Source organism: Bacillus sp. LJBS17, from assembly GCF_019334685.1.
In the GTDB taxonomy this organism is placed as follows: Bacteria; Bacillota; Bacilli; order Bacillales; family Bacillaceae; genus Bacillus; species Bacillus subtilis.
Window position 1 is genome coordinate 3,423,927 of sequence record NZ_CP079759.1, and the last position, 25,967, is coordinate 3,449,893.

At 44.9% G+C, this 25,967-nt stretch carries 24 protein-coding genes and 1 other annotated feature (1 of these 25 only partly in view); of the genes, 7 read left to right on the forward strand and 17 right to left on the reverse strand.

The features are described 5' to 3' along the window. Positions 1-6: 6 nt before the first annotated feature. Positions 7-1,152: a choline ABC transporter ATP-binding protein OpuBA gene (gene opuBA / locus KXZ66_RS17815; RefSeq protein WP_003228368.1), complete on the reverse strand. Its 1,146-nt coding sequence runs from the start codon at positions 1,150-1,152 to the stop codon at positions 7-9. A gap of 283 nt (positions 1,153-1,435) precedes the next feature. Here opuBA and KXZ66_RS17820 point away from each other — a divergent pair, with 283 nt between their 5' ends. Beyond that, positions 1,436-1,969 (forward strand): GbsR/MarR family transcriptional regulator, encoded by a 534-nt coding sequence (locus KXZ66_RS17820; protein ID WP_032726868.1) that lies wholly within the window; start codon positions 1,436-1,438, stop codon positions 1,967-1,969. Positions 1,970-2,000: 31 nt separating this feature from the next. On the opposite strand, the gene opuCD is transcribed toward KXZ66_RS17820, so the two are convergent. The 4 genes from opuCD to opuCA are packed head-to-tail and all read right to left on the reverse strand — an operon-like array spanning position 2,001 to position 5,442. Then, on the reverse strand, positions 2,001-2,675 hold the full coding sequence (gene opuCD, locus KXZ66_RS17825) for a glycine betaine/carnitine/choline/choline sulfate ABC transporter permease OpuCD (RefSeq protein ID WP_015714713.1): 675 nt from the start codon (positions 2,673-2,675) through the stop codon (positions 2,001-2,003). Between the two features lie 17 nt (positions 2,676-2,692). Then, the gene (opuCC, locus tag KXZ66_RS17830; protein WP_072173533.1) at positions 2,693-3,604 is read right to left on the reverse strand and encodes an osmoprotectant ABC transporter substrate-binding lipoprotein OpuCC; all 912 of its coding nucleotides are present in this window, start codon (positions 3,602-3,604) and stop codon (positions 2,693-2,695) included. 19 nt (positions 3,605-3,623) lie between these two features. Then, positions 3,624-4,277, reverse strand: coding sequence for a glycine betaine/carnitine/choline/choline sulfate ABC transporter permease OpuCB (gene opuCB / locus KXZ66_RS17835; protein WP_003228349.1), 654 nt, complete (start codon positions 4,275-4,277; stop codon positions 3,624-3,626). Positions 4,278-4,299: 22 nt separating this feature from the next. Further along, positions 4,300-5,442 carry an osmoprotectant ABC transporter ATP-binding protein OpuCA gene (gene opuCA, locus KXZ66_RS17840; RefSeq protein ID WP_003243370.1) on the reverse strand — a complete coding sequence of 381 codons (1,143 nt, stop codon included), beginning with the start codon at positions 5,440-5,442 and terminating at the stop codon, positions 4,300-4,302. Between the two features lie 263 nt (positions 5,443-5,705). Between opuCA and opcR the strand changes: the two genes are divergently transcribed. Continuing rightward, positions 5,706-6,263 carry an opuC operon transcriptional regulator OpcR gene (gene opcR, locus KXZ66_RS17845; RefSeq protein ID WP_003228345.1) on the forward strand — a complete coding sequence of 186 codons (558 nt, stop codon included), beginning with the start codon at positions 5,706-5,708 and terminating at the stop codon, positions 6,261-6,263. A gap of 16 nt (positions 6,264-6,279) precedes the next feature. On the opposite strand, the gene KXZ66_RS17850 is transcribed toward opcR, so the two are convergent. Beyond that, positions 6,280-6,915 carry an NAAT family transporter gene (locus KXZ66_RS17850; RefSeq protein ID WP_163117167.1) on the reverse strand — a complete coding sequence of 212 codons (636 nt, stop codon included), beginning with the start codon at positions 6,913-6,915 and terminating at the stop codon, positions 6,280-6,282. A 149-nt stretch (positions 6,916-7,064) separates the two neighbouring features. Between KXZ66_RS17850 and KXZ66_RS17855 the strand changes: the two genes are divergently transcribed. Together KXZ66_RS17855 and KXZ66_RS17860 are read left to right on the forward strand one after the other, a co-directional pair. After that, positions 7,065-7,679: a PH domain-containing protein gene (locus KXZ66_RS17855; RefSeq protein ID WP_003228342.1), complete on the forward strand. Its 615-nt coding sequence runs from the start codon at positions 7,065-7,067 to the stop codon at positions 7,677-7,679. A 131-nt stretch (positions 7,680-7,810) separates the two neighbouring features. Continuing rightward, positions 7,811-8,509 (forward strand): zinc ribbon domain-containing protein, encoded by a 699-nt coding sequence (locus tag KXZ66_RS17860; RefSeq protein ID WP_014478007.1) that lies wholly within the window; start codon positions 7,811-7,813, stop codon positions 8,507-8,509. Between the two features lie 35 nt (positions 8,510-8,544). On the opposite strand, the gene KXZ66_RS17865 is transcribed toward KXZ66_RS17860, so the two are convergent. After that, positions 8,545-10,362, reverse strand: coding sequence for a zinc ribbon domain-containing protein (locus KXZ66_RS17865; RefSeq protein WP_219144664.1), 1,818 nt, complete (start codon positions 10,360-10,362; stop codon positions 8,545-8,547). 125 nt (positions 10,363-10,487) lie between these two features. Between KXZ66_RS17865 and KXZ66_RS17870 the strand changes: the two genes are divergently transcribed. Continuing rightward, complete coding sequence (locus KXZ66_RS17870) at positions 10,488-10,949, forward strand: GNAT family N-acetyltransferase (RefSeq protein ID WP_032726872.1); 462 nt, start codon at positions 10,488-10,490, stop codon at positions 10,947-10,949. Between the two features lie 42 nt (positions 10,950-10,991). On the opposite strand, the gene eno is transcribed toward KXZ66_RS17870, so the two are convergent. The 7 genes from eno to araE all read right to left on the reverse strand — a co-directional run bounded on the left by eno (position 10,992) and on the right by araE (position 19,903). Beyond that, positions 10,992-12,284, reverse strand: a complete 1,293-nt coding sequence (eno, locus tag KXZ66_RS17875; protein WP_003228333.1) for a phosphopyruvate hydratase — start codon at positions 12,282-12,284, stop codon at positions 10,992-10,994. A 29-nt stretch (positions 12,285-12,313) separates the two neighbouring features. Further along, positions 12,314-13,849, reverse strand: a complete 1,536-nt coding sequence (gpmI, locus tag KXZ66_RS17880; protein ID WP_003228330.1) for a 2,3-bisphosphoglycerate-independent phosphoglycerate mutase — start codon at positions 13,847-13,849, stop codon at positions 12,314-12,316. Further along, the gene (gene tpiA / locus KXZ66_RS17885; protein ID WP_003243394.1) at positions 13,842-14,603 is read right to left on the reverse strand and encodes a triose-phosphate isomerase; all 762 of its coding nucleotides are present in this window, start codon (positions 14,601-14,603) and stop codon (positions 13,842-13,844) included. The genes gpmI and tpiA overlap by 8 nt, the downstream gene beginning before the upstream one ends. A gap of 30 nt (positions 14,604-14,633) precedes the next feature. Further along, a complete protein-coding gene (pgk, locus tag KXZ66_RS17890; protein ID WP_003243051.1) occupies positions 14,634-15,818 on the reverse strand; it encodes a phosphoglycerate kinase in 1,185 nt (394 codons plus the stop codon). 316 nt (positions 15,819-16,134) lie between these two features. Next, positions 16,135-17,142, reverse strand: a complete 1,008-nt coding sequence (gene gap / locus KXZ66_RS17895) for a type I glyceraldehyde-3-phosphate dehydrogenase (RefSeq protein WP_003219957.1) — start codon at positions 17,140-17,142, stop codon at positions 16,135-16,137. A gap of 46 nt (positions 17,143-17,188) precedes the next feature. Then, the gene (gene cggR / locus KXZ66_RS17900) at positions 17,189-18,211 is read right to left on the reverse strand and encodes a gapA transcriptional regulator CggR (protein ID WP_153257029.1); all 1,023 of its coding nucleotides are present in this window, start codon (positions 18,209-18,211) and stop codon (positions 17,189-17,191) included. A 297-nt stretch (positions 18,212-18,508) separates the two neighbouring features. After that, positions 18,509-19,903 carry an arabinose-proton symporter AraE gene (araE, locus tag KXZ66_RS17905; protein WP_049140433.1) on the reverse strand — a complete coding sequence of 465 codons (1,395 nt, stop codon included), beginning with the start codon at positions 19,901-19,903 and terminating at the stop codon, positions 18,509-18,511. A gap of 203 nt (positions 19,904-20,106) precedes the next feature. On the opposite strand from araE, the gene araR reads away from it, so the two are divergent. Beyond that, on the forward strand, positions 20,107-21,195 hold the full coding sequence (gene araR / locus KXZ66_RS17910; RefSeq protein ID WP_003243070.1) for an arabinose utilization transcriptional regulator AraR: 1,089 nt from the start codon (positions 20,107-20,109) through the stop codon (positions 21,193-21,195). A gap of 49 nt (positions 21,196-21,244) precedes the next feature. On the opposite strand, the gene KXZ66_RS17915 is transcribed toward araR, so the two are convergent. Both KXZ66_RS17915 and KXZ66_RS17920 read right to left on the reverse strand, forming a co-directional pair. Continuing rightward, positions 21,245-22,255, reverse strand: a complete 1,011-nt coding sequence (locus KXZ66_RS17915) for an LLM class flavin-dependent oxidoreductase (protein WP_003228318.1) — start codon at positions 22,253-22,255, stop codon at positions 21,245-21,247. A gap of 156 nt (positions 22,256-22,411) precedes the next feature. Then, on the reverse strand, positions 22,412-23,290 hold the full coding sequence (locus tag KXZ66_RS17920) for a LysR family transcriptional regulator (RefSeq protein ID WP_003228316.1): 879 nt from the start codon (positions 23,288-23,290) through the stop codon (positions 22,412-22,414). A 100-nt stretch (positions 23,291-23,390) separates the two neighbouring features. Between KXZ66_RS17920 and KXZ66_RS17925 the strand changes: the two genes are divergently transcribed. Continuing rightward, on the forward strand, positions 23,391-24,308 hold the full coding sequence (locus KXZ66_RS17925) for a DMT family transporter (protein WP_046160857.1): 918 nt from the start codon (positions 23,391-23,393) through the stop codon (positions 24,306-24,308). A 40-nt stretch (positions 24,309-24,348) separates the two neighbouring features. Here the strand turns inward: KXZ66_RS17925 and KXZ66_RS17930 are convergent, their stop codons facing one another. Beyond that, on the reverse strand, positions 24,349-25,692 hold the full coding sequence (locus KXZ66_RS17930) for an amino acid permease (RefSeq protein ID WP_003228313.1): 1,344 nt from the start codon (positions 25,690-25,692) through the stop codon (positions 24,349-24,351). A gap of 68 nt (positions 25,693-25,760) precedes the next feature. After that, positions 25,761-25,967: a binding site (T-box leader), on the reverse strand; it runs 29 nt beyond the window's last position.

The window sequence follows — 25,967 nt, forward strand, 5'->3', positions numbered from 1 at the left end:
GCCTCCCTATGACAATGCTGCGAGCTGCTTTTCTTCTCCCCAGAGGGAGTCATACACGATGTCGACCAGACTTGCCCTCGTCACAATTCCGATCAGGCGTCGGTCTTCATCCACAACGGGAACATATTTGACACCCCGTTTTAAAATTTTGCGGACCGTGTCGCGCAGCAGTGTGCCGCCCAGTACTGTGTATATATCTTCATGTAAAACTTCACTGACGAGATTGGCCTTTTTCCGGCATTGATCAATGATTTCAACATCGACATAGCCTTGCAGAACGCGCTCGTCATCGACGACCAGCAATGAATCGACCCGTTCCTGCCTCATCAGCTGAATGGCCTCAGAAAGCGTTTTATCCGCGGTGATCGTTACAGGCTGTGTGTTCATAATCTGGTCAACCCGTTCAACATCCGGGCTGGATGACTGAATCAGCCGCTCCTTGCCGATAAATTCCTCAACAAATTCGTCTGCCGGATTTCTTAAAATGTCATCGGGCGTTCCAACTTGAACGATTTCTCCCGCTTTTAAAATCACAATCCGGTCTGCCAGCTTAATCGCTTCATCCATATCGTGGGTAACAAATACGATGGTTTTATGTAAGGTTTTTTGCAGTTTTTTAAATTCTTCCTGGAGGGAATCCCTCGTAATCGGGTCGAGTGCCCCAAACGGTTCATCCATTAAGATAAGCGGCGGCTCCGCGGCAAGTGCCCGTAATACACCAATTCGCTGCTGCTGTCCCCCGCTTAATTCATGAGGGTAACGGTCTACATATTCTGGCCCCATATCGACCAATTTTAAAAGCTCACGCGCCCGCTCTTTCCGCTGCTGCTCCGGCCATTTCAGCAGTTTTGGGACGAGTGAGATATTCTGCTGAATAGTCATATGGGGAAACAGGCCGATCTGCTGAATCACATAGCCAATTTTGCGCCTGAGCTCTACAGGATCCTGGTCCATGATGTTTTCGCCGTCAATGAAAATCTTTCCGGCGGAAGGCTCAATTAATCGGTTAATCATTTTCATTGTTGTTGTTTTTCCGCAGCCGCTCGGCCCGATAAAGCAGATAAATTCGCCTTTTGCAATCTTAAGATTTACGTTGTTCACGGCTTTTTTGCCGCCCTTGTATGTTTTCGAGACATTTTCTAATGTCAGCAAACATCGCACCTCCAAAATTAAGTTTATTCAATTTGTTCAGTTTAAATTTAATTTTTCAGACAATTGAATGCTTCCCATTATAGAATAAAGTTTATAAAATAAAAAGTTTACAATTTGTTCATATTATTTATAAAGTATGTGTAAACGCTGATTTACCCGCATTGACGTGTGTTGATCTCCTTATTGCTCCAATTTCCTGCCAAATTCTCTTTTGACAGCATTCTCGCCGTATCAAAAATGTGGTATATTGACATCGGAATTGTTAGCTGAAAGGATGAAACCGTTGGAGAAAGATCCGTTAACGATCATTGAACAGGCCGAGGACCATTTTATAGAAAGAATCGCGGAAAACATGCATGCATTTGGAATGCCCTCTACCGTCGGACGAGTGCTGGGCATTATTTATATGAATCGAAAACCGATGACGCTTACGGAATTATCTGAGGCCACCGGCATGAGCAAAACACGCATGAGCCAGGTAGTGCGGGAAATGCTTGATGCCAACATTGCCGAGAAGGTGTTCGAAAAAGGCGTCCGAAAAGATTTATATGAGGTTGAGCAGGACTACTATCAAACATTTATCACGCTGTTTTCAGCCACCTGGAGCAAAGTCATCAGCAAAAACAAAATGATGCATAAAAAACTCAATCGGGAGCTGCTTAGCGTGTTGGATGAAGAGCTTACTCCTGAAGCGGAAGAAAAAGTGAATGAACTGCTGAAAGAATTAAAGGAATGGCTTGATTATTATAATTGGCTCAGCCGTTTGATTGAGTTTTTTGAGAGCGAAGAAATTTTTAAATATGTGCCGAAGCCGTAAAAAACGCCCTGTCATTACAAGGCGTTTTTTCTTATGCGGCACCTGCCAGATTTTTCTTCTTTCTCTTTTTAATCGGGCTTAATGCTCGTTCAAGCCAGCCCATGACCAAATCGGCAATCACCGCCATCAGAGCTGTGGGGATCGCTCCCGCTAATATAATCGCGGTTCCGTTTGTGGCGTTTGATCCTCTGACGATGATGTCCCCGAGACCGCCAGCACCGACAAATGTCCCGATGGCCGTAATGCCGATGGCAATGACAAGCGCGGTGCGCAGGCCGGCCATTATGACAGAAAGCGCAAGCGGAAGCTCGACCATCCGCAGCACTTGAAATTTTGTCATCCCCATTGCTTTTCCGGATTCAAGATAGGCGTGCTCAATACTGATAATCCCAGTATACGTATTTCTGATAATCGGCAGAAGAGAATACAGAAATAATGACAATATCACCGTATTAGCGCCCAGCCCCATGACAAGCATCAGCACGGCGAGCATGGCGAGAGCCGGGATGGTCTGAATGACGTTCGTGACCGCAAAAACCCATCCGCTTAATCTTCTGTATCTGGCTATCAGGATGCCAAGCGGAATTCCAACAATGGCAGCAAATAAAACGCCGTACACCGACATCAGAAAATGGCGGTAAAATTCCTGCATCACGTAACCGCCGTTTTGCGAATAGTATGTGCCAAGCTGCTGTAGTACTTCCATATGATCCACCTCTTTTCTTAGTCAAAATAATGATGTTTCTCTAAAAATTCCTTTGCTACGACAGACGGCTCCTTCAGCTTGCCATCCACTTCATAATTAAGTTCCTGCATCGTTTCCGTGTCGATTTGCCCAATCAGCTTATTGATCACACCTTCAAGCTCCGGATGCGCCTTAAGCACCTTTTCCGGAATCACCGGTGAACAGTCATACGGCGGGAAGAAACGCTTATCATCTTTTAAGATTTTCAAGTCATAGGCTTTAATCCGTCCATCCGTTGAATAAGCCAGAACGGCGTCCATTTTCCCGTTTTTGACTGCGTCATAGACAAGCCCGATCTGCATTGGATAAGTTGTGCCGAATTCAAAGCCATATGTGCTGACAAAGCCTTTATACCCGTCGCCTTTTCGTTTCAGCCAAGCATTGTCGACGCCTAATTTATATTGGGAGGCATTTTTTTTCAGGTCGGACACGGTGTTAATATGCTCATTTTCCGCAAACTTTTTTGTTACGGTGAAGGCATACGTGTTATCAAAGCCGTAGGAATCAAACCATTTATAAGAAAAGCGCTTTTGAAACTCGTTCTGCACAATGTTCAGCGCTTTTTTTGGATCTTTCTCCGCTTCCTTGCCGAGGGTGCTTGTTAAATCTGTTCCGGAATAGCGCGTGGCTGAAATATCAATGTCACCGCCCAGCATCGCTTGGTGCTGAACATAGTTTGAGCCGAGGTTTTTCACTAAAGCGGTATTCAAATCTGTATCATGTTCAATAAGCTGCGCGATCATATTCGCTAAAATTTCTGATTCTGTCATGCTTTGCGCCCCGATTTTGATCGTGTCGTCAGAAGCGCCGCCGAGACCCGGCAGAGAGCAGCCGCCTAGCAGCATGACAAAGACGAGAGCAAACGCGCCAAGCCATTTGATTTTTGTCATTTTCAACAGAGCCAACTCCTTACGAAACTTCCTTCATCCCTTGCAAGCCTTTCGGCGTCACTTTTCGTTCTGTCACGGCCAGCACATAATCAATGATAATTGCCAGAATTGTGACAGGCACGGCACCGCCAATGATATATTCAGGCTGGTATAGGTTCAGGCCGATAAAAATATAGTCCCCGAGGCCGCCTCCCCCGATAAACGACGCAAGTGTCGCCCAGCCAATTAGGTAGATCGTTGATGTGCGGATCCCCGCCATGATGATGGGAATCGCCAGCGGGATTTCAACGAGCCGAATCTGCTCCCAGCCGGTCATGCCAATCCCTTTCCCCGATTCCAGGAGGTTTTTATTTACACCTTTAATGCCGGTATACGTATTGCGCAGGATCGGCAGCACCGAATAGAAAAATAAAGCGACAATCGCAGGCACTTTTCCTACGCCGAGAAGCGGAATAAAAAAGGCTAAAATCGCCAGACTCGGCAGGGTTTGCACAATGTTTACGAAACCGATTACCGCACCTGCGCCTTTTTTCATTCTGGTAAGAGCAACGCCGAGCGGCACTGCAACGATAATGCCCAATACAACGGCTATGAGTGAAATATATAAATGCTCTCCTGTTTTATACAACAGCTCTCCGCCGTTCGTTTGCAAAAAAGTCATCATTTGATTCATCTTAAAAGAGCTCCTCCCCTGGTCAGATCGTCATGAGCTGGTTTTCCTCGTCGCCCCAAATGGAATCGTATACGATATCAACGAGGCTCGCTCTTGTCACAATCCCTGCTAAATGGTTCTGTTCATCGACCACCGGAACATACTTGATCCCCTGCTTCAAAATTTTTCGGACTGTATCGCGAAGAAGCGCCCCTTTTTGAACGGTATATATATCTGAACGGTATACATCGCCAACGATGCTCGCTTTTTTGCGGTTTTGATCAATCATTTCCACATCAACATAGCCCTTCAGCACGTTTTGCCGGTCCACAACGAGCAGCGAGTCAACACGTTTTTCTCTCATCAGCTGAATCGCCTGAGAAAGCGTTTTGTCCGCAGATACCGTCACCGGCGTTCTGTTCATCATTTGCTCTACCCGCTCGATATCCGGTCTTGACTGAATCAGGCGCTCTTTCCCGATAAATTCTTCAACAAACTCATTTGCCGGGTTTCGAAGAATCTCATCAGGTGTGCCGACTTGAACGATTTCTCCCGCTTTTAATATCACAATCCTGTCAGCAAGCTTAATCGCTTCATCCATATCGTGGGTTACAAACACAATCGTTTTGTTTAAGGTTCTCTGCAGTTTTTTGAATTCTTCCTGAAGGGAATCACGCGTAATCGGATCAAGCGCTCCGAACGGTTCATCCATTAAAATGAGAGGGGGTTCCGCTGCCAGGGCGCGCAGCACGCCGATTCTCTGCTGCTGTCCGCCGCTGAGCTCATGCGGATAACGGTCTAAATACTCTGGGCCCATATCCACAAGCTTTAACAGCTCGCGCGCCCGTTCTTTCCGTTTTTCCTCAGGCCATTTCAGCAGCTTTGGTACGAGTGAGATGTTCTGCTGGATGGTCATATGGGGGAACAAACCAATCTGCTGAATCACATAGCCGATTTTTCTTCTCAGCTCAACCGGGTCCTGTTCCATAATATTTTCTCCGTCGATAAAGATCCTTCCAGACGATGGTTCTATCAGTCTGTTGATCATCTTCATCGTTGTCGTTTTTCCGCAGCCGCTCGGGCCGATAAAACAGATAAATTCACCTTTGGCAATATCTAAATCAATGCTGTTCACAGCTTTTTTGCCGCCTTTATATACTTTTGACACTTGTTCCAATTTCAGCAATCCGTGCACCTCCGCAGGTTTCCTTTAAATTTTCTGAAAAGTATAATCCTTATTATAGTTTGAACTTTGTAAAATAAAAAGTTTACAATGTGTTGAAATTATATGTTATTTATAGATTATTTATTGTTATGACCGAGACGGAAAGGGTGTTCTTACAATTACGCCGGATACCTCCCACTTCCTCTGCATTCAGCTATTTTCAACACCAGGAAGAAATATGATATATTGACACCATCAATTGCCATTTGAAGGGATGATCAGCTGTGAAAAAAACCGCTCTCGACATCATTGAACATGCTGAAGAGCATCTCATTGAGAAGATTGCCGAAAATATGCATACGTTTGGAATGCCTTCAACTGTCGGACGTGTGCTCGGAATTATTTATATGAATCGAAAACCAATGACCTTAAGCGAGCTCTCTGAGGCAACTGGCATGAGCAAAACACGGATGAGCCAGGTTGTCCGGGAAATGATCGATGCCAATATCGCCGAAAAGGTGTTTGAAAAAGGCGTACGAAAAGACCTTTATGACGTCGAGCAGGATTATTATCAAACCTTCATTTCTTTATTTGCGGCGAATTGGACAAAGGTCGTGAGCAAAAACAAAGTGCTGTATAAAAAATTAAACCGGGAGCTGAGTGATCTTTTACAAAGGGACGGGCTTACCCCGGAAGCGGAAGAGAAAGTCAATCAGCTGCTGAATGAATTAAAAGAATGGCTTCATTACTATGATTGGCTGAGCAGGTTGATTGAATTTTTTGAGAGTGAGGAAGTCTTTCGGTACGTGCCAAAAACAAAAGAAAGCAGCTCTCTAAAATAAGGAGCTGCTTTTTGCATCATGAGGTTAAGATCGGAAACATGCCTTTCAGCCCCGCACCAATCATCCCGACCGCAACCACGGCTAAGATTAATCCCATCAGTCTGGTGATCACATTCATCTCGGTTTTTCCGAGTTTGCTGCTGATAAAAGCAGAATAGTGGAAAAAGAGAAAGGTCAGGGCAATAACGGCGGCTATGCCGATCATGACAGCCGCATAATGACCAATGCCGCTATGACCGGCGGAAAGGCTCATCACTGTTGCAATCGTTCCGGGCCCAGCAATAATCGGAATGGATAAAGGTGTGACTGATATATCCGCTTTTTCCTTGCTTTCCTTATGTTCATCATGGTGAAGAGATTGCACGTGTGATTGTTTCGCATTCAATAGATTATAGGCAATGCCGAAAATGAATATGCCGCCCGCCACTCGGAGCGCGTGAATGTTGATATCAAACAGTTTAAAGATAAGATGGCCGAAAACCAAAAAAGCCGCGAGAATAAAAAAGGATAAAATAGCTGCCTTCCGGGCAATCGCTTTTCTTTCCGCTGCAGTATAGCCTTCTGTCAGCGTCAGAAATATCGGTACGTTTCCGATCGGATTCGATACTGCGAATAAAGAAATGAAGACGTGAACAATGAATGAGAACATCATATACCTCCTTGTTGATAGTCTCTGCACAGGAAATAGAATGATTCTCCACCCTTTTACCCGGAGGCGATTTCCCGGTAAACCTTTATAGCCTGTCAGAAACGCGCCATGCTACAATGAAGTGACAAATTGAATAGGAAGGACGTATACAGATGTTCAAAAAAATTGCGGCAGATGCCTTGGGCTTATCTGATATCGGAAAAATTATCGAACCTCAGGACTATGACAAAACAGACGCAGATGATTATGTCATGCATGAAGATAATGAGAAAATTTATTTCTTGATTAAAACAAAAGCAGACGAGTATTGCTTTACGAACCTGGCCCTGATCCATGTAGACGGCGAACGCGCCACTTCCTCGAAACGAACGTTGAAACGCTATCCTTATTCGCAATATAAAATCTCTGACGTTTTTCTTGAAACTGCCGGAAAAGTCGATTTGGATGTTGAAATAAAGTTTAAGCTGGGCGGAGAACAATTCGACATTGATGTCCACAAAGACCAGATTGAAAAGTTAAAAGACCTTTATAAAGCACTGCTTCGCATCGCTGAAACAACCTATGAAAATGACATTTTAATCAATCAAGCGGAGCAAAGCTTAGATAAAGCAGTGACGATTCTTCACCATACCCGCCCTGAGCACGTTAATATTGAAACGCAATACAAAGAGCTGACCGAATTCGGATTCACTTGGCTGACATCCGTTCGCTCACAGTATCATATCAAGGATTTTGGGGATGTATTTGAGAAATATATGAATAACTAGATATAAAAAGACACAGCTGCTATCGGGCACGTGTCTTTTTTTGTATGAATATTGATTACTTTACAACTTTTTTCTTTTATAATAAAACTATTAGTCTATTTTCCCTATATTACATGTAAAGGAGTTATTTTATGTATTGTCCTCAATGCGGCCATCAAACAGATGGCGGAAATTTTTGTGAGAAATGCGGATCACCGCTCCCCGGTCAATCAGGCCACCAGCATGCAGCTCAAACTGGAGCCGCTGCAAAGCAAGCAGCAAAACAGTTCGGTTCATTTGTCTTATCCGTCCTGAAACGCCCTTATCAGGAATGTAAAGCAACAGGCGGAGAGCAGTTGATCAGCGCGGTGATTACGCTGGTTCTTTTCAGTTTGCTGACCCCTTTGATGTTTTATATTCTTTTTTCAGACGGTCCCGGAAGCGTAAGCTTTACAGCAATCTTCTTAGAGCCAACCATTTATTTTATTTTATTTCTATTTGGCCTGCATGCATGCATCTTTTTCGCCCTGAAAATCGCGGGAAACCAAGTGTCTTTCAAGGATTCATTCTCAAGATTCGGAGCATTTCTTATTCCTTTTACGGCTATTTTGATTCTTGCCCTTTTCTTCTTTTTATTACATACAGACATTTGCTTTACCATATTAGCCGTTGGTTTAATCGGTGCATTCTTCGCCATTCCTCCTGCGATGCTGAGCAGTTACCAGCATTCATATAAAGGGAAAATTGATGTCATTTACTCAACGATTGTGATTTATCTGATCATCTGCGTTACATTTCAGCTTATTATCGAACACTATGTCAAAGAAATTTTCCGTTATATGCTCTTTTAAAAACAACCCCATCACCTGCTGGTGATGGGGTTGTTTTATTGAATAGACGTTAAGTAAATTCTTCCGTTCTTCACTACGCCGGTATAAGTCCAGTTATATGTTCTGAGCTTTGGACTGCCGCCTGATTTTGTGATATAGAATTCTTCATACGTCTTAATCGTGATAGCCGACCCATTTTGGCTCCAGCTTTTCACTTCATAGTTATTAAAGTCTTCTGTTGTCCCCTCTTTATTTAATTTCGACACGAGATGCTGCTGGTCGGAATAAAGGGAACTGCCTTTTTCAAGGCTGTCTTCCATCAGTGAGAAATTATTTTGATTCACGGCATCTGCCTGACTTTGCAGATAACTGCCCATAAATAATGTCACTTGTTCATCTGTAACATCGCCGCTTGCAGAGCTTTCACTGCCTTTGTTTTTCGAGCCAGCCCAGGTGGAAGTGTATGTCTCTGGTTTATCATTTTTGATTTTCTTTATATTTGTGCCTGCAGATTCGAATGTTGATTCTGCATCTTCGAAAATCCACTTTTTCTGTTTTTTATCATATGAAAGAAGATATTCATAACTCGGACTGTCGTCAGTCATTTCAGATTTTGTATAGTCGTTATACGAAGAAGACTGGTGAAGTTCTTTTCCTGTTACCGAAACCTGCCACGTTCCGTCGTTTTTCTGAGAGAGGGCAAATGTGTCCAGGTCAAAATCAGTTTCCAAGTATCTATCTTTTAAGTATGAATCCGCGCTTTTCATAGAATCGACGGTGTCCTTCGTCTCCGCCTTCCAATTGGCACTTGCCTCTGTCATCTGGGCTGTATTCCCATCAGATAGAGCTTTGGAGTATTGTTTTGTTGTTTTGACAATTGTGTTCATAATCTGTTCCTGTGTATCTTGATCAGGAATTAACGTTAACTCCATTTCTTTATCATCGATCGGAATGCCGGCAGTTTTTGTTTTTCCCCACGGAAATTCTGCCTCGACTGAAGCTGTCATTGATCCATCTGTCAGCAGCGGACCATATGTTACGGATTTGAACGGATCTTTATGAATTGATTTACCGTTAATCAGCAAATCTCCCTTCCCGCTCTTGATGTCATCCGCTAAGCTGAATGTCACATCGTCTGCTTCCAATGAGAGATCAACACGAAAGCTGCTATCGCCAACCGCCTGAATGTCTTCCTTTTTCACAAGATCGACGACATCGTTTTTCAGTTTGGCTGAGACTGTATATTCGCCGGGAATGTACGGACCGAGGGTTTGTGCTTGATCTGCTTTCTTTACAGATCCGGCTTCCTCTTTATTGACATATAGATCGGTATTTTTATAATTGCTGCTCACTTCAAAATAAACAGGTGCTACCTTTAAGTCATAATGGTCAAATACCAGCAGGCTTTTTCCGTCTTTTTCTGCATATACGATATCCTTCTGGGCTGTTTCATCACGCAGCGATGCAAAAAGTTCATCTTTTTTGTCTGGATGATCCTTCAAATATGTAAGAAACGGTTTTACATTATTTTTAGTGAGTTTAAGATTGTCATTTACCGGTGTAAGCAGAGTCGCGATTTGGTCCTGATCCCCATCATTTACGGCCTGTTCAAACTTGTCTACTAACCTATCCTTTGAAGTAAAATACGCTCCGGTTTTATATGCGGCGAATAATATAACGCACGCCGCGGCAATGCTGCTCCATAAAATGATGGTTTTCTTAGGGATCGGTTTTCGCGGAGCCTGCCTTGTTTCTGCAGTGCTAGCTGTTTCTTGATTTGCCTGTTTGCTGCCCCCTCCGATCGGGGTGCCGCATTGTTTACAAAACTTGGCTCCTTCATTATTCTGGGAGCCGCAATTCTTACAAAAAAACATGACTTTCCTCCTATTCTACTAATTTGATAACATTTACTGCTTTTCATATTTTATAATAAAACAGAATGAAATTGGGAACGAATGAAAAAATTAAATATCTATCAGACTAAAAAGGTGGTACGAATATGCAAAAGCTCAGGATTGAATTAGGAGAAGAAAAAAATGACGAATTATATGATCTATTGCTGCTCGCCGATCCATCGAAAGACATTGTAGATGAATATCTTGAGAGGGGAGAATGTTACACAGCTTGGGCCGGTGATGAGCTTGCAGGTGTTTATGTATTGCTAAAAACAAGGCCGCAAACAGTTGAAATTGTAAATATTGCGGTAAAAGAATCTCTTCAGAAGAAGGGCTTTGGCAAACAGCTTGTACTTGACGCCATCGAAAAAGCGAAGGAGCTGGGGGCGGACACGATTGAAATCGGCACGGGGAATTCGAGCATTCATCAGCTTTCCCTCTATCAAAAATGCGGATTCCGCATTCAGGCGATCGACCACGATTTCTTTCTCAGACATTATGATGAGGACATTTTTGAAAACGGGATTCAATGCCGCGATATGGTGAGGCTTTATTTGGATCTCTGAAAGCATAAAAAAGCCGCCGAGAAAATCCCGGCGGTCTTTTTATTACTTGTTTAAGTTGTAGAAAGAGTTGATACCGTGGTATTGAGCAGTTTCAGCCAACTGATCTTCGATGCGAAGAAGCTGGTTGTATTTCGCAACACGGTCCGTACGAGACGGAGCACCTGTTTTGATTTGTCCTGCGTTTGTTGCCACAGCGATGTCAGCGATTGTGCTGTCTTCAGTTTCACCAGAACGGTGAGAGATAACAGCTGTGTAGCCTGCGCGTTTCGCCATTTCGATCGCATCGAATGTTTCAGTCAATGTACCGATTTGGTTTACTTTGATCAGGATAGAGTTGCCTACGCCGTTTTTAATACCTTCAGAAAGTTTTTTCGTGTTTGTAACGAAGAGGTCGTCACCAACAAGCTGAACTTTTTTGCCAAGACGCTCAGTAAGAAGCTTGTGGCCTTCCCAGTCGTTTTCATCAAGTCCGTCTTCGATAGAGATGATTGGGTATTTAGAAACAAGCTCTTCATACCAGTCAACCATTTCAGCAGATGTTTTCACAACGCCTTCGCCAGACAGATGGTATTTGCCGTCTTCTTTGTTGTAGAACTCAGAAGATGCAGCATCCATAGCAAGTTTAACTTCTTCGCCAGGTTTGAAGCCGGCTTTTTCGATTGCTTCAACGATTGTTTGAAGCGCTTCTTCGTTAGAACCAAGGTTTGGAGCGAATCCGCCTTCGTCACCTACAGCAGTGTTTAAGCCTTTTGCGCTTAATACTGATTTCAGGCTGTGGAAGATTTGAGCGCCCATGCGAAGTGCTTCACGGAAGTTAGGAGCACCTACAGGCATGATCATGAATTCTTGAATATCCACGTTGTTATCAGCATGCTCTCCGCCGTTTACGATGTTCATCATCGGTACAGGAAGCGTTTTTGAGTTGAATCCTCCAAGGTATTGGTAAAGAGGAATCTGTAAGAAATCAGCAGCAGCACGCGCACAAGCCATAGATACGCCAAGGATTGCGTTCGCACCAAGTTTGCCTTTGTTTTCAGTACCGTCAAGCTCGATTAAAAGCTGATCGATTGCGTTTTGTTCAGTTACATCAAAGCCAAGAAGCTCTGGAGCAATGATTTCGTTTACGTTGTTAACAGCTGTTAACACGCCTTTTCCAAGGTAACGGTCTTTGTCGCCGTCACGAAGCTCAACCGCTTCGTATTCACCTGTAGAAGCTCCGCTTGGCACTAATGCGCGGCCGAAAGCTCCTGTTTCTGTATATACTTCAACTTCAACTGTTGGGTTGCCGCGGGAGTCTAATACTTCGCGTGCATAAACATCAACAATGTATGGCATGAGTTTTGTCTCTCCTTTTGATTTTCAAATTATTTTTGAATTAAAGATGTTCCTGTCATTTCTTTCGGTTTTTCAACACCAAGAAGGTCTAATAACGTTGGTGCAAGGTCGCCTAGGATTCCGCCTTCACGCAGCGTAATGCCTTCTTTCGTTACAATCACAGGGACTGGGTTTGTTGTATGCGCAGTGTGCGGTTCGCCTGATTCTGTAATCAGAATGTCAGCATTACCGTGATCAGCGGTAATGATGGCATGTCCGCCTTTAGCAAGAATCGCGTCAACGACTTCGCCCAAGCATTCGTCCACTGCTTCAATTGCTTTAATTGTTGGTTCAACCATTCCGGAGTGGCCGACCATATCAGGGTTTGCGAAGTTAAGAATGATCGCGTCATGCTTGTCAGCTTCAATTTCTTTGACAAGCGCGTCTTTCACTTCATAAGCACTCATCTCAGGCTTCAAGTCATACGTTGCAACTTTAGGCGAGTTGATGAGAATACGCTCTTCACCCGGGAATTCAGCTTCACGGCCGCCGCTCATAAAGAACGTGACGTGCGGATACTTTTCAGTTTCTGCAATTCGAAGCTGTTTTAATCCGTGCTGAGATAATACTTCTCCGACTGTGTTATCAAGATTTATCGGTTTAAACGCTACATAGCCGTCAACTGTTTCACTGAAGTGAGTCAGGCAGACGAAATACAGGTTCTTTGGATAATTCTCGCCGCGGTCGAAGTCACGGAAGTCTTTGTTTGTGAACGTGTTGGAAATCTGGATGGCGCGGTCCGGTCTGAAATTATAGAAAATCACAGAATCGCCGTCTTGGATTTTCGCAACAGGCTCACCGTTTTCTTTTGTGATAACAGATGGAATCACGAATTCATCGTAGATACCATTTGCATATGAATCATCAACAACATCCAGGGCGCTGCGGTAAGATGGGCCTTCGCCGTACGCCATTGCGCGGTACGCTTTTTCTACACGGTCCCAGCGTTTGTCGCGGTCCATAGAGTAGTAACGTCCGGAAATGCTGGCGATTTCACCTACACCGATTTCCTTGATTTGATCGTTCAACTGGTTGATGTACGTTTTCGCTGTCTGCGGACCTACATCACGGCCGTCAAGGAAGCCATGGATATAAACCTTTGTCAGCCCTTCTTTTTTCGCAAGCTTTAACAGTGCGAATAAATGGTTGATATGGCTGTGCACGCCTCCGTCAGATAAAAGACCGAACAGGTGCAAGGCTTTGTTGTTTTCTTTCGCGTTGCTGATCGCGTCAAGGAATGTTTGATTGCGTTCGAACTCTCCTTCGCGAATGGCAACATTTACGCGTGTTAAGCTTTGGTACACAATACGTCCCGCACCGATATTTAAGTGACCTACTTCGGAGTTCCCCATTTGCCCTTCAGGAAGACCTACAGCCTCGCCTGAAGCAGTCAATGTTTGATGAGGATACTGGTTCCAATAGCGGTCAAAATTCGGTTTTTTCGCTAAAGCGACTGCGTTCCCTACTGTTTCGTTACGTAATCCGAACCCATCAAGAATGATGAGTGCAGCTGGTTTTTTACTCATATTGACCTTCCTCCAATAATTGAACGAATGACTGTGGCTCAAGGCTCGCGCCGCCGACCAAAGCACCGTCAATATCGGACTCTGCCATATATTCTTTAATGTTTGCAGGCTTTACGCTTCCGCCATATTGGATGCGAAGCTTGTCTGCAGCTTCTTGGCTGAAGCTTTCAGCGACGGTTTTACGGATATGCGCACACACGTCATTCGCATCTTTCGCTGTAGAAGATTTGCCTGTTCCGATTGCCCAGATTGGCTCATACGCAATAACAGAAGCAGCAACTTGTTCTTCAGAAAGACCAGCAAGGCCTTTTTTCACTTGGTCAGCAACAAGATCATTTGTTTTGCCGGCTTCACGCTCTTCAAGCGTTTCACCTACACAGATGATCGGCACAATGCCGTGTTTGAAAGCTGCGTGTGCTTTTTTGTTAACTGTTTCATCAGTTTCAGCGAACATTTCACGGCGCTCAGAGTGGCCGATGACGCAGTAGTCAACGCCAAGGTCTTTCAGAGCAACCGGGCTGATTTCGCCTGTGAACGCGCCGCTTTCTTCGAAGTGCATGTTTTGAGCGCCGACTTTTAGGTCAGTGCCTTTCACAGCAGAAGCAAGCTTTTCTAAGAAAAGCGCTGGCGCGCAAACAACAGCTTCAGCTTTGTCTGCTGCTGGAATGGAAGATTTCACTTCTTCAACGAAGCTGACAGCTTCGCCGAGTGTTTTGTTCATTTTCCAGTTACCGGCGATAATTGGTTTTCTCATCTGTTCCACTTCCTTATAGCAGTTTTGAGATTATTTATCGTTCAGTGCAGCTACCCCTGGAAGCTCTTTGCCTTCCATAAACTCAAGGGATGCGCCGCCGCCTGTTGAGATGTGGCTCATTTTGTCAGCAAGGCCGAATTTTTCAACCGCTGCCGCAGAGTCTCCTCCGCCGATGACAGAGTATGTATCTTTCGCCTCTGCCAATGCTTCCGCAACCGCTTTTGTTCCTTGAGCGAACAAGTCGATTTCGAATACGCCCATTGGTCCGTTCCACACGACAAGTTTGCTGTTTTTGATGACGTCAGCATACGTTTCGCGTGTTTTCGTACCAATGTCGATTGCTTCTAAATCACTAGGGATTTCAGAGATCGGCACAATTTTCACGTTTGCATCGTTAGAGAAATCATCTGCAACGAGTACATCTTCAGGCATGTAGAAGTTAACGCCTTTTTCTTTAGCGCGGTCCATAAATGATTTCGCAAGCTCGATTTTATCCTCTTCAAGAAGAGATTTACCGACTTCATAGCCAAGCGCTTTTACGAAAGTATAAGCAAGACCTCCGCCGATGATCAGGTTGTCTACTTTATCAAGAAGACTTTCGATTACACCGATTTTGTCTTTTACTTTCGCTCCGCCGATGATCGCTGTGAATGGGCGGTCAGGATTGGAAACCGCTTTTCCAAGTACATCAAGCTCTTTTTCCATTAAGAAACCTGCAACTGCTGGCAGATGCTCGGCAATTCCAGCTGTAGATGCGTGAGCACGGTGGGCAGCACCGAATGCGTCATTTACATATACATCTGCAAGCTCAGCAAATGCTTTTGCAAGCTCAGGGTCATTTTTCTCTTCACCAGGATAGAAACGTACGTTTTCCAATACAAGAACGTCTCCGTCCTTCATCTCGGAAATTTGTGCTTTTACAGCATCGCCGTATGCTTCATCCGCTTTTTTCACTTCTTTGCCAAGCAGTTCGCCGAGACGTGCAGCGACAGGAGTTAAACGAAGCTCCTCAACCACTTCGCCTTTCGGGCGGCCTAAGTGGCTCGCAAGAAGGACTTTTGCGCCTTGGTCTGCAAGGTGTTTGATTGTTGGAAGCGCAGCACGGATACGTGTATCGTCTGTTACTTCCCCGTCTTTCATTGGAACGTTAAAGTCAACGCGGCAGAATACAACTTTGCCTTTTACGTCGATGTCTTTGAGAGTTTTTTTATTCATGCCTAGGAGATCCTCCTTCAAAATGGTTTGCATACAGCACGAAAAACGTGAAACCGTCTGTTCAAGCGATAACTCCGCTAGGGCAGATCGCAGTCTTTTTCGGCACAGGGCAGTTCGTCTAAAAGCCAGGGCAGCGGCCTTAGGCGAAAGCGCCGGCAAAGCTGCTTAAAATGCGGTCGTTTCTCTATCACAGAGCGTTTTCTGAAAGCCGGTCTTCATGGAAAAAGGGAAAGGGAGTCCGTCCCCTTCCCTTGTCCGCTTTCATTATAGCGCTTCTATTCGAAAGAACCAAGTCAGGTCCTTTTTCAGCTATAAATTAAAGACCTTTTTTTGCGATGTAAGCTGCAAGGTCAACAACGCGGTTAGAGTAGCCGCTTTCGTTATCGTACCAAGAGATTACTTTTACCATGCTGCCTTCCATAACCATTGTAGAAAGAGCATCGATTGTAGAAGAGTTTTTGTTTCCGTTGTAGTCGCCAGAAACTAATGGCTCTTCGCTGTAGCCAAGGATTCCTTTAAGGTCGCCTTCAGCCGCTTCTTTAAGAGCTGCGTTTACTTCTTCAGCTGTTACTTCTTGGTTCAGTTCAGCAACCAAGTCAACTAGAGAAACGTTTGGAGTTGGAACACGCATTGCTCCACCGTTCAGTTTGCCTTTTAGTTCAGGAAGAACTAGAGAAACTGCTTTAGCAGCACCAGTTGATGTTGGGATGATGTTTTCAGCTGCTGCACGCGCACGACGGTAGTCTTTGTGCGGAAGATCAAGGATTTGCTGATCGTTTGTGTAAGAGTGAACAGTTGTCATCATACCGCGTTTGATGCCGAATTTATCGTTAAGTACTTTTGCAAACGGCGCAAGGCAGTTTGTTGTGCAAGATGCGTTAGAGATAACATCGTGGTTAGCCGCATCGTATTTATCTTCGTTAACACCCATAACGATTGTGATATCTTCTTCGTTAGCAGGAGCAGAGATGATTACTTTTTTCGCGCCAGCTTCTAAGTGTTTCGCAGCGTCTGCGCGTTTTGTGAAGAAACCAGTAGATTCAACTACGATTTCAACGCCTTGTTTGCCCCAGCTAAGTTTAGCAGGATCGCGTTCTGCAGAAACTTCAATTGTTTTGCCGTTAACAACAAGGTTGTTACCGTCAACTGAAACTTCAGCGTCTAATTTTCCGTGTACAGAATCATATTGTAAAAGGTGAGCCAGCATGTTAGCATCTGTTAAATCGTTAACCGCTACTACCTCAACTTCAGGATTGTTTAATGCTGCGCGGAATACGTTACGTCCAATACGACCAAAACCGTTAATACCGACTTTTACTGCCATGATTGTTTCCTCCTTTAAATAAGTGAGAGATATTTATATTGAGGGATTATTCATCCCTTAATAACTTCTTTGCGGCTCCTTCGTCTGTGACGAGAACCGTGTTGCGTGGCTTTTTAAAGTAAGCCTCGATCGCCTCGGCTTTTGATGATCCGCCCGCTACCGCAATAATATCGGGGATGGCGTCTATGTCATCCAGCTGCATTCCGACAGAATGCACTTTGTGAACCACTTCGCCGTCCGCGTTAAAATAGTAGCCGAACGCTTCTGTCACCGCGTCGTTATCATCTATTTTCTTTAAGTCTTCTAAAGGCGTGTTTCTGCGCTGAGCCATAGTTTTAGCTTCGCCGATTCCGTGAACCAGCATACTCGCTGATTTAATGGTTTTCAGCACCTCTTTGACAGAAGGCTCTTCAATAATAGATGAATAGGCGCCTTGTGACAGCTGTCCCGGAACAAACAAAAGCCGGTAAGTGCCTGAAGCCTTCTCCGCCATATGCGCGCATATGGTGTTCGCCTGGTTTTTCACGTCTTCGCCTAAACCGCCTCTTGCAGGCACAAACAAAAGCTCGCGGTTTTTAGAATCCGGCGTCATCATTTCGGCGACAGCTTCAATTGTCGTACCGCCAGTTACAGCGACGATATTTTTGCCTGAAAATCTTTTTTTCATACATGCGACAGCCGCTCTTCCCATTTCTTTTTTGACCCATGGGGATTGATCGCTGTCTCCGGATACGATAATGGCATCCTTCAGATTTAAACGTTCTTTTAATGTCTTTTCCAAAAGAGTCAAACCTAAAACATCTTTCATCGTATCTTCCAAAACAGAAAGCAGTTCATAGCCCTCTTCTGTCAATGTCATGCCGTTTGTCTTAATATCGACCAGGTTCTGTTCCTTTAAAAACTGAACCTCGCCCCTCAGCACACGCTCGCTGATTTCGAGACTGGCAGACAGGCTTCTTCGCCCGATGGGTTCTGTCAGCCTGATATACTGCAAGATTTCAAACCTCTTTTGCATAACGAGCAGAAGATCAGGCAATAATTTTTTTTGAGCTTGTATTAACTGGTTCATGACTCAAACGTTCCTTCCTTTTTTGCTGGACATTATATGTCCCGCTATGACAAAAAACGTCCCGTCATAGCCAAAAAAAATCATTTCTGCTTTCTTTAATTATTTTAACAGGGTGGAATTGTTTATTCAACTGTTAAGAGCCAATTCATCGACAATATTCGCAGAGTTTTCATGCCGCGTCGTTTTATCCAGCAATATTTTATCCTATATATCTTTATCTTATACAGAAAGCGCCAAATGGTGCATCCCAATATAAACAGCCCTTCCCGTAGAAAGGGCTGTTTCATTAAAGCGTTTTCATTTTATCCAAAGCTTTTCAATTTCCTCGAGCGATTTGTTCTTCGTTTCCGGACAGATCGTAACGACAAACAGGAAACAAAAGATGTTAATCACCGCAAAGATCCAAAATGTATAGGCGAGCCCGAAAGAATCGATCATCATTGGCACAAACTGTCCGATCGCCCAGTTTGCTCCCCATAAAAAGATGGTCGCAATGCCCGCGGCCCGCGCACGCAGATGGTTCGGGAAGATTTCAGAAATCATAATCCATGTGATCGGTCCGACCGAGACACAGAAAGCAGCGACAAAACCTAATATAAGGACGATCATCATGATCCCGCTTGTTAACTCAAAATAAAACGACGTCCCGATTAAAATCATAAAAATAGCCATAAAAGCAGAACCGATGGACATCAGTTTTTTTCGTCCGACTTTATCAATCAGCAATACCGCAATAACGGTAAAGATGACTTCTACAACCCCGACGATACAAGTCGTCACAAATCCGGCGTTTTGCCCGAATCCCATCATTTTAAAGATTTCCGGCCCGTAGTAAGTAATCGCGTTCATGCCAATGACTTGGTTAAACAGCGCCAGCAGGATTCCAATGACAAGCGCCTTTCTGAGTCCCGGCTTAAACAGCTGGGAGAGCGACCCCATTTGTTCTATTTTTAAAGAGTTCTCAATGTTCTTTAATTCTTCTTTTGCAACAGTTTCTCCATTAATACGTGTCAGGATCTTTAAAGCTTCATTTGTTTTGCCCGCTTTCGCCAGCCATCTCGGACTTTCCGGGACGACGAGCAGGACAAGGAAAAAGATGACGGACGGCACCATTCCATAAGCAAGCATCCATCTCCAGCCGGTGTGCACGCCCCATTCGTATGTTCCGGACCGCTGCACAGCTAGATTAATAAAGTATGTTGCGGAAATACCCAGTATCGTAAAGAGCTGATATAAGGAAGATAAACTTCCGCGTATGGCGGGCGGTGCCGCTTCTGTAATATACGTAACAGAGAGCGATGAGCCCATCCCGATTCCCAGCCCCCCGATAATCCTTGCAATGATTAAGGTGGACACGTCTTGAGAAAGTGCTGAAACGATTGCTGATATCGCAAATAACAAAGCGGCTGTCATTAAAATTTTTCTCCGGCCGAATCTGTCACTTAAAAATCCGGATATCCCGACGCCCACAACTCCTCCAATCATAATGCTTGAAATGACAAGTCCCTCCATAAACGGACTCAGGCTGTATAAATCTTTCAGAAAACCGATAGCGCCAGAAATCACTGCCGTGTCATAGCCATACAATAAGCCGCCAAGCCCCGCCGCACATGAGATCAAAATGACAAATCCCATAGAATGGCTTCGTGTTACAGGAACATTTGGTTCTAATTGAGTTGGAGTATTCTTCATTTCCCTGCCCTCCCGAATGTTGAGTAAAGCGTTTACATTATGATTTTCAATTGTACGTACTTATATTAAAATTTAACGAAAATTACATTTAATTAGTACGTACAAATATAGAATAATCTTGTTTGCATTTTCTGTCAATGTTTTCTTACAAAGAACGCTGTGATATACTGAAATTTGTCCGTATACATTTTGGAGGAATGGATATGTTACCAAAATACGCGCAAGTAAAAGAAGAAATCAGTTCTTGGATTAATCAAGGCAAAATACTGCCCGATCAAAAAATCCCTACCGAAAACGAATTAATGCAGCAATTCGGCGTCAGCCGGCATACCATCCGCAAAGCGATCGGAGACCTCGTATCACAAGGTCTGCTGTACAGCGTGCAAGGCGGAGGCACCTTTGTCGCTTCACGCTCTGCTAAGTCAGCGCTGCATTCCAATAAAACGATCGGTGTTTTGACAACTTACATATCAGACTATATTTTCCCGAGCATCATCAGAGGAATCGAGTCCTATTTAAGCGAGCAGGGGTATTCTATGCTTTTGACAAGCACAAACAACAACCCGGACAATGAAAGAAGAGGCTTAGAAAACCTGCTGTCCCAGCATATTGACGGACTCATCGTAGAACCGACAAAAAGCGCCCTTCAAACCCCAAACATCGGCTATTATCTGAACTTGGAGAAAAACGGCATTCCTTTTGCGATGATTAACGCGTCATATGCCGAGCTTGCCGCGCCAAGTTTTACCTTGGATGATGTGAAAGGCGGGATGATGGCGGCGGAGCATTTGCTTTCTCTCGGCCACACGCATATGATGGGTATTTTTAAAGCTGATGACACACAAGGCGTGAAACGGATGAACGGATTTATACAGGCGCACCGGGAGCGTGAGTTGTTTCCTTCTCCGGATATGATCGTGACATTTACAACGGAAGAAAAAGAATCAAAACTTCTGGAGAAAGTAAAAGCCACACTGGAGAAAAACAGCAAGCACATGCCGACAGCCATTCTTTGTTATAACGATGAAATTGCGCTGAAGGTGATTGATATGCTGAGGGAGATGGATCTTAAAGTGCCGGAAGATATGTCTATCGTCGGGTATGATGATTCACATTTCGCCCAAATCTCAGAAGTGAAACTAACCTCTGTCAAACATCCGAAATCAGTGCTTGGAAAAGCAGCCGCCAAATATGTCATTGACTGCTTAGAGCATAAAAAGCCGAAGCAAGAGGATGTCATATTTGAGCCTGAGTTGATCATTCGCCAGTCCGCACGAAAACTGAATGAATAAAAAAAGCAATGTATGGGTCTCCCCGCTACATTGCTTTTTTTTATAGCTGTTATCTGTTTTTCCAAACGTCAGCGATGATTTCAAACGAACGCATTCTGTCTGCGTGTTCAAAGGTTTCTGAGTTAACCATAATTTCGTCAGCCTGTGTCGTTTTGACGAAATCTTCAAGCTTCGCCTTCACTTCTTCCGGACCTCCGACAATCGTGGAGCTCAGCTGCTCATTGACCATCGCTTTTTCATACGGGCTCCAGATTTGATCCATATCCTCAACAGGCGGTTTAAGCTGGTTCGGCGTACCGCGGACAAGATCAAGAAACCTTTGATAATGCGAAGTCGCAAGGTGCTGCGCTTTCTCGTTTGTATCTGCCGCGATAATGGTGACACCGACCATCGCATACGGTTCGTCGAGCACGTCTGACGGCGTGAAGGAATTGCGGTAAAGCTCCAATGCAGGAACCGTATTCGCCGGTGAGAAATGAGCGGCAAAGGCAAACGGAAGACCTAGTTCACCAGCCAGACGGGCGCTGAAGCCGCTTGAGCCCAGCAGCCAAATCGGCACATCTATGCCCTCTCCGGGAATGGCGCGAACTTGATTGCGCACATTTCCTGACGGTTTAAAATAATTGCGCAGTTCCTCTAATTGTTCTGGAAAATCCTCCCCGCTGTTGATGTTTCTGCGGAGCGCTCTGGCTGTCAATTGGTCTGTTCCCGGCGCACGTCCAAGCCCCAGATCAATCCGCCCGGGATACAGTGTTTCCAGTGTGCCGAATTGTTCAGCAATGACTAATGAAGAGTGATTCGGGAGCATAATGCCGCCGGAACCGACGCGGATTTTCTTCGTGCCTCCGGCAATATGGCCAATCAAAACTGCAGTGGCGGAGCTTGCAACACCTTCTATATTATGATGTTCAGCAAGCCAGTAACGGTGATAGCCCCATTCCTCTGCCCGGCGCGCCAAGTCCATGCTGTTTCGGAATGATTCTGCAATCGTTCCTCCCTGAACAACCGGAGATAAATTCAAGACAGAAAGCAAGGTATCTTTGCGTTGGTTGTTAGACATATTGTTCTCCTTTGCAAATGTGTTATCAGTAAACAGCCCAAAGCTGTCAGGTCATGATTGAAAGAACTTCTATCACACCATAACACAACTGCATTCAGGAATAAAAGAATTTGATTCGATGAAATTCGAACAATGTAAAACGAACGGTTTGGCCCGCTATTCTGCTCCAAACAGCTCCTTAGCCATCTCAATAAAGAGCTTAGCCGCCAGAGAAGCCTCCTTTAGCGACGGAACAGCAAGCTGCACATCACGGTATACCTGCGGGTCCAATTCCCGGGTCACCACATGCTCCGGAAGCGGCATCCCCGACATGGACATTTCTGATAAAATCGCGAGACCCAGGCCTTCTCTGATCATACTGATCGAGGTGTTGATGTTATAGACCGTGAAAGCTGGGTGCAGCGTAGCGCCCGCCTGCCTGAACATATCGACAAATGGTGATTCATAGCCTCCGTCACAGACGATCATCGGTTCATGGTCAAGATCTTTCAGCGTAATGGCCGAATGACTGGCAAGCGGGTGATCGTCCCTGAGCACGACAGCCATTTTGTCTTTTTTCAAATGGATGTACTCCATCTCCTCTGTTGGATACAGAAGAATGCCGACATCTATCATCCGCGTATGAAGCCACTCCTTGACTTCATTTACAGTTCCCTCGTGCAGCACGAGCTCAAGTTTTGGATATTTTTGTTTAAATTCACTGATCAGCTTCGGCATAAAATAAGCCGAGGCAGTTGAGAATGTGCCGATATGGATCGTTCCCAGTTCAAGCCCTTTTTCCGCTGCTGCTACCTGCTCAACTTTTTCAATGCCTTTTAAGACTTCTCTGATGTGTACTAAGATCTGTTTTCCCGTATCTGTCAGCATCAGGCCATTGCGGCGGTCACGAATGATCAGCTTTACATCAAGCTCAGCTTCGATCGCAGAAATCGCATGGCTGACAGCTGGCTGTGTCATGTTCAGCGCCTGACCCGCTTTTGTAAAGCTTCCCGTTTCAGCTATTTTCACAAAAACCTTTAATTGTGTAATGGTCATAACAATTTACTTATGCTCCTTATAAAAAAAGATTCATTTTATTTATCTTATGTTCTACCGTATCATATGATGGAAAAGTTCTACAAGGAGTGAATGAACAATGAAGCAGCTCTCAAAAACGCGGACAGCTCTCCTGCTCGCATTTCTCGTCATCATGTGGGGCGTCAATTGGCCGCTGTCCAAAGCCGCGCTCGCCTATTCTCCGCCATTATTGTTCGCGGGCATCCGAACGCTGATCGGCGGGCTTTTATTAGTCATTGTCGCACTGCCGCGTATTCATAAATTACGCTTAAAAGAAACGTGGCCGATTTATCTTGTTTCTGCTCTTTTAAATATTACGTTATTCTACGGCCTGCAAACGATCGGGCTGAATTATCTTCCGGCCGGCCTGTTTTCTGCAATCGTCTTCTTCCAGCCTGTTCTGATGGGTGTATTTTCTTGGCTGTGGCTCGGCGAATCCATGTTTGTAATGAAAGTGATCGGCCTCATCCTCGGTTTTGCGGGAGTAGCCGTCATTAGTGCTGCGGGCTTTGGCGGGCATATTTCTGTCATGGGGGTTCTGCTGGCTCTCGGCTCCGCAATCAGCTGGGCGCTCGGGACGGTATATATGAAAAAAACAGGCAGCCGCGTCGATTCCATCTGGATGGTCGCTCTGCAGCTGACGATCGGAAGCGTGTTTCTGCTTATATCCGGCTTTTGGACAGAAAGCTTTTCGGCGATCCAATGGACAGCTCCGTTTATCACGAGCCTGCTGTTCATCTCCGTATTCGTTATCGCGCTCGGCTGGCTTGTCTTTTTTACGCTTGTCGGTTCAGGCGAAGCAAGCAAGGTCGCATCTTATACTTTTTTGATTCCGCTCATATCAATCGTGGCCAGCTCCATTTTCCTGCATGAACCGCTCACCCTTAGCCTCTTGGCAGGGCTGCTGCTGATTGTCACGAGCATCTGTCTCGTGAATACAAAATCAAAAGCGCAGAAAGCTGCGGCGATTGGTATAAACGAGAAAGCTGCACAATAATAAAAACCCTCTTGCCGGATGCGGCAAGAGGGTTTCTTATTTACTGATGCTTGCGTCCTTTGACCAAATATGCAACTGTAATCAAAAGGTAGATCGCCGCAGTAATGCCGGTAATGACAATTGATGTTGTCATGATGACCCCGATCAGAATGGCGAGTAATGCCACAATCGCAAACCATGTCGTGTACGGGAACCATTTTACATAATAGGCCGGTGTTTCCGTTTGCTGTTTTCTCGATTTTAAATGAGCGAATCCGATGATCAGCCAAATGAATAAAACGGTATATCCCAATGATCCCATTAAATAATTAAATGTTTGGCTTCCTGCGAACAGAGAAATCAATACGCCAATATAGAGAGAAGAAGTGCACATCAGAATCGCAAACATCGGTACGTTTTTCGATGAAAGCTTCGAGAAGACCTTTGGAAGCCTTCCGTCACTTGCCTGTGTATACAAAATGCGTGATGATCCGTATAAACCTGAATTCATAGAAGAAATGATCGCCAGCAGGATGACTGCATTCATGATATGATCCGCGCCCGGAATGCCTACCATTTTAAAGACCATCACGAAAGGACTTTCCGGAACGGAATTGACTTGGTTCCATGGAATCAGGCTGACGATGATGAAAAACGGCAGCAGGTAAAACGCGACAATCCGTGTCAGTGTGCTGCGGACAGCTTTCGGGACAACCTTTTCCGGATTTTTTGTCTCTGCAAGCGTTACACCGATAATTTCTGTACCGCCGTAAGAGTAGATGACGACAAGCATCGCCGTGATCAGCCCTGTGCCGCCGTGCGGGAAAAATCCGCCGTGGTCTGTCAGGTTGGAAAATCCGGATGCTGTATGATCACCGAATGATACAAATAAGAGCAGCAATCCCAGAATAATAAAGATAATAATAACGGTAATCTTGATCATTGCCAGCCAATATTCAGTTTCGGCGAAGATTTTAACAGAAAGCAAGTTTACAATCGTGACGATAAGAGAAATTCCTAATGCCAACACCCAGATCGGGCAGCCCGGCAGCCAATATTGAATGAAAATCGCAGCTACAACAGCTTCAGCCGCAATGTTAAGCACCCACATTTTCCAGTAGATCCAGTCCAAAAAGTAAGCGGCGTAATTTCCCAATACCTGCTGGACAAGATCACGGAAGGTTCTGGCGTTACGGTTTCGAACAGCCATTTCCGCCAGCCCCTGCATAATAAACAGCAAAATAATCCCGCCGAGCAGATATGCGATAATGACAGATGGCCCTGCCACATCAATTGCTGAGCTGCTCCCCTTAAATAAACCTGCGCCGATTGCTCCGCCCAGCGCCATCATCATAATATGGCGGGACGTCATCGTGCGTTTTAACGTTTGATTGTCGTTTTTCATCCTCTTCTACCTCTCCTTCTCGTTTTCAAAAACAAAAAAGCCCGCCGTCTCCTACCTAATCTAATAGATAAAGAGACGACGAGCCTTCGGCTGACCGCGGTACCACTCTTGTTGATTCTTCATGAAGAATCCTGCTTTTGACCTGTAACGAAGGTTAGCCGTTAAAACATAGGGAATATTCAATCTATTCCGTTCCGTCTTACCACTCCCGGGCGAGTTCAAAGAAGAATCAGGCTGCGTCGCACCACCCCGCAGCTCTCTGTTCTGACCACTTT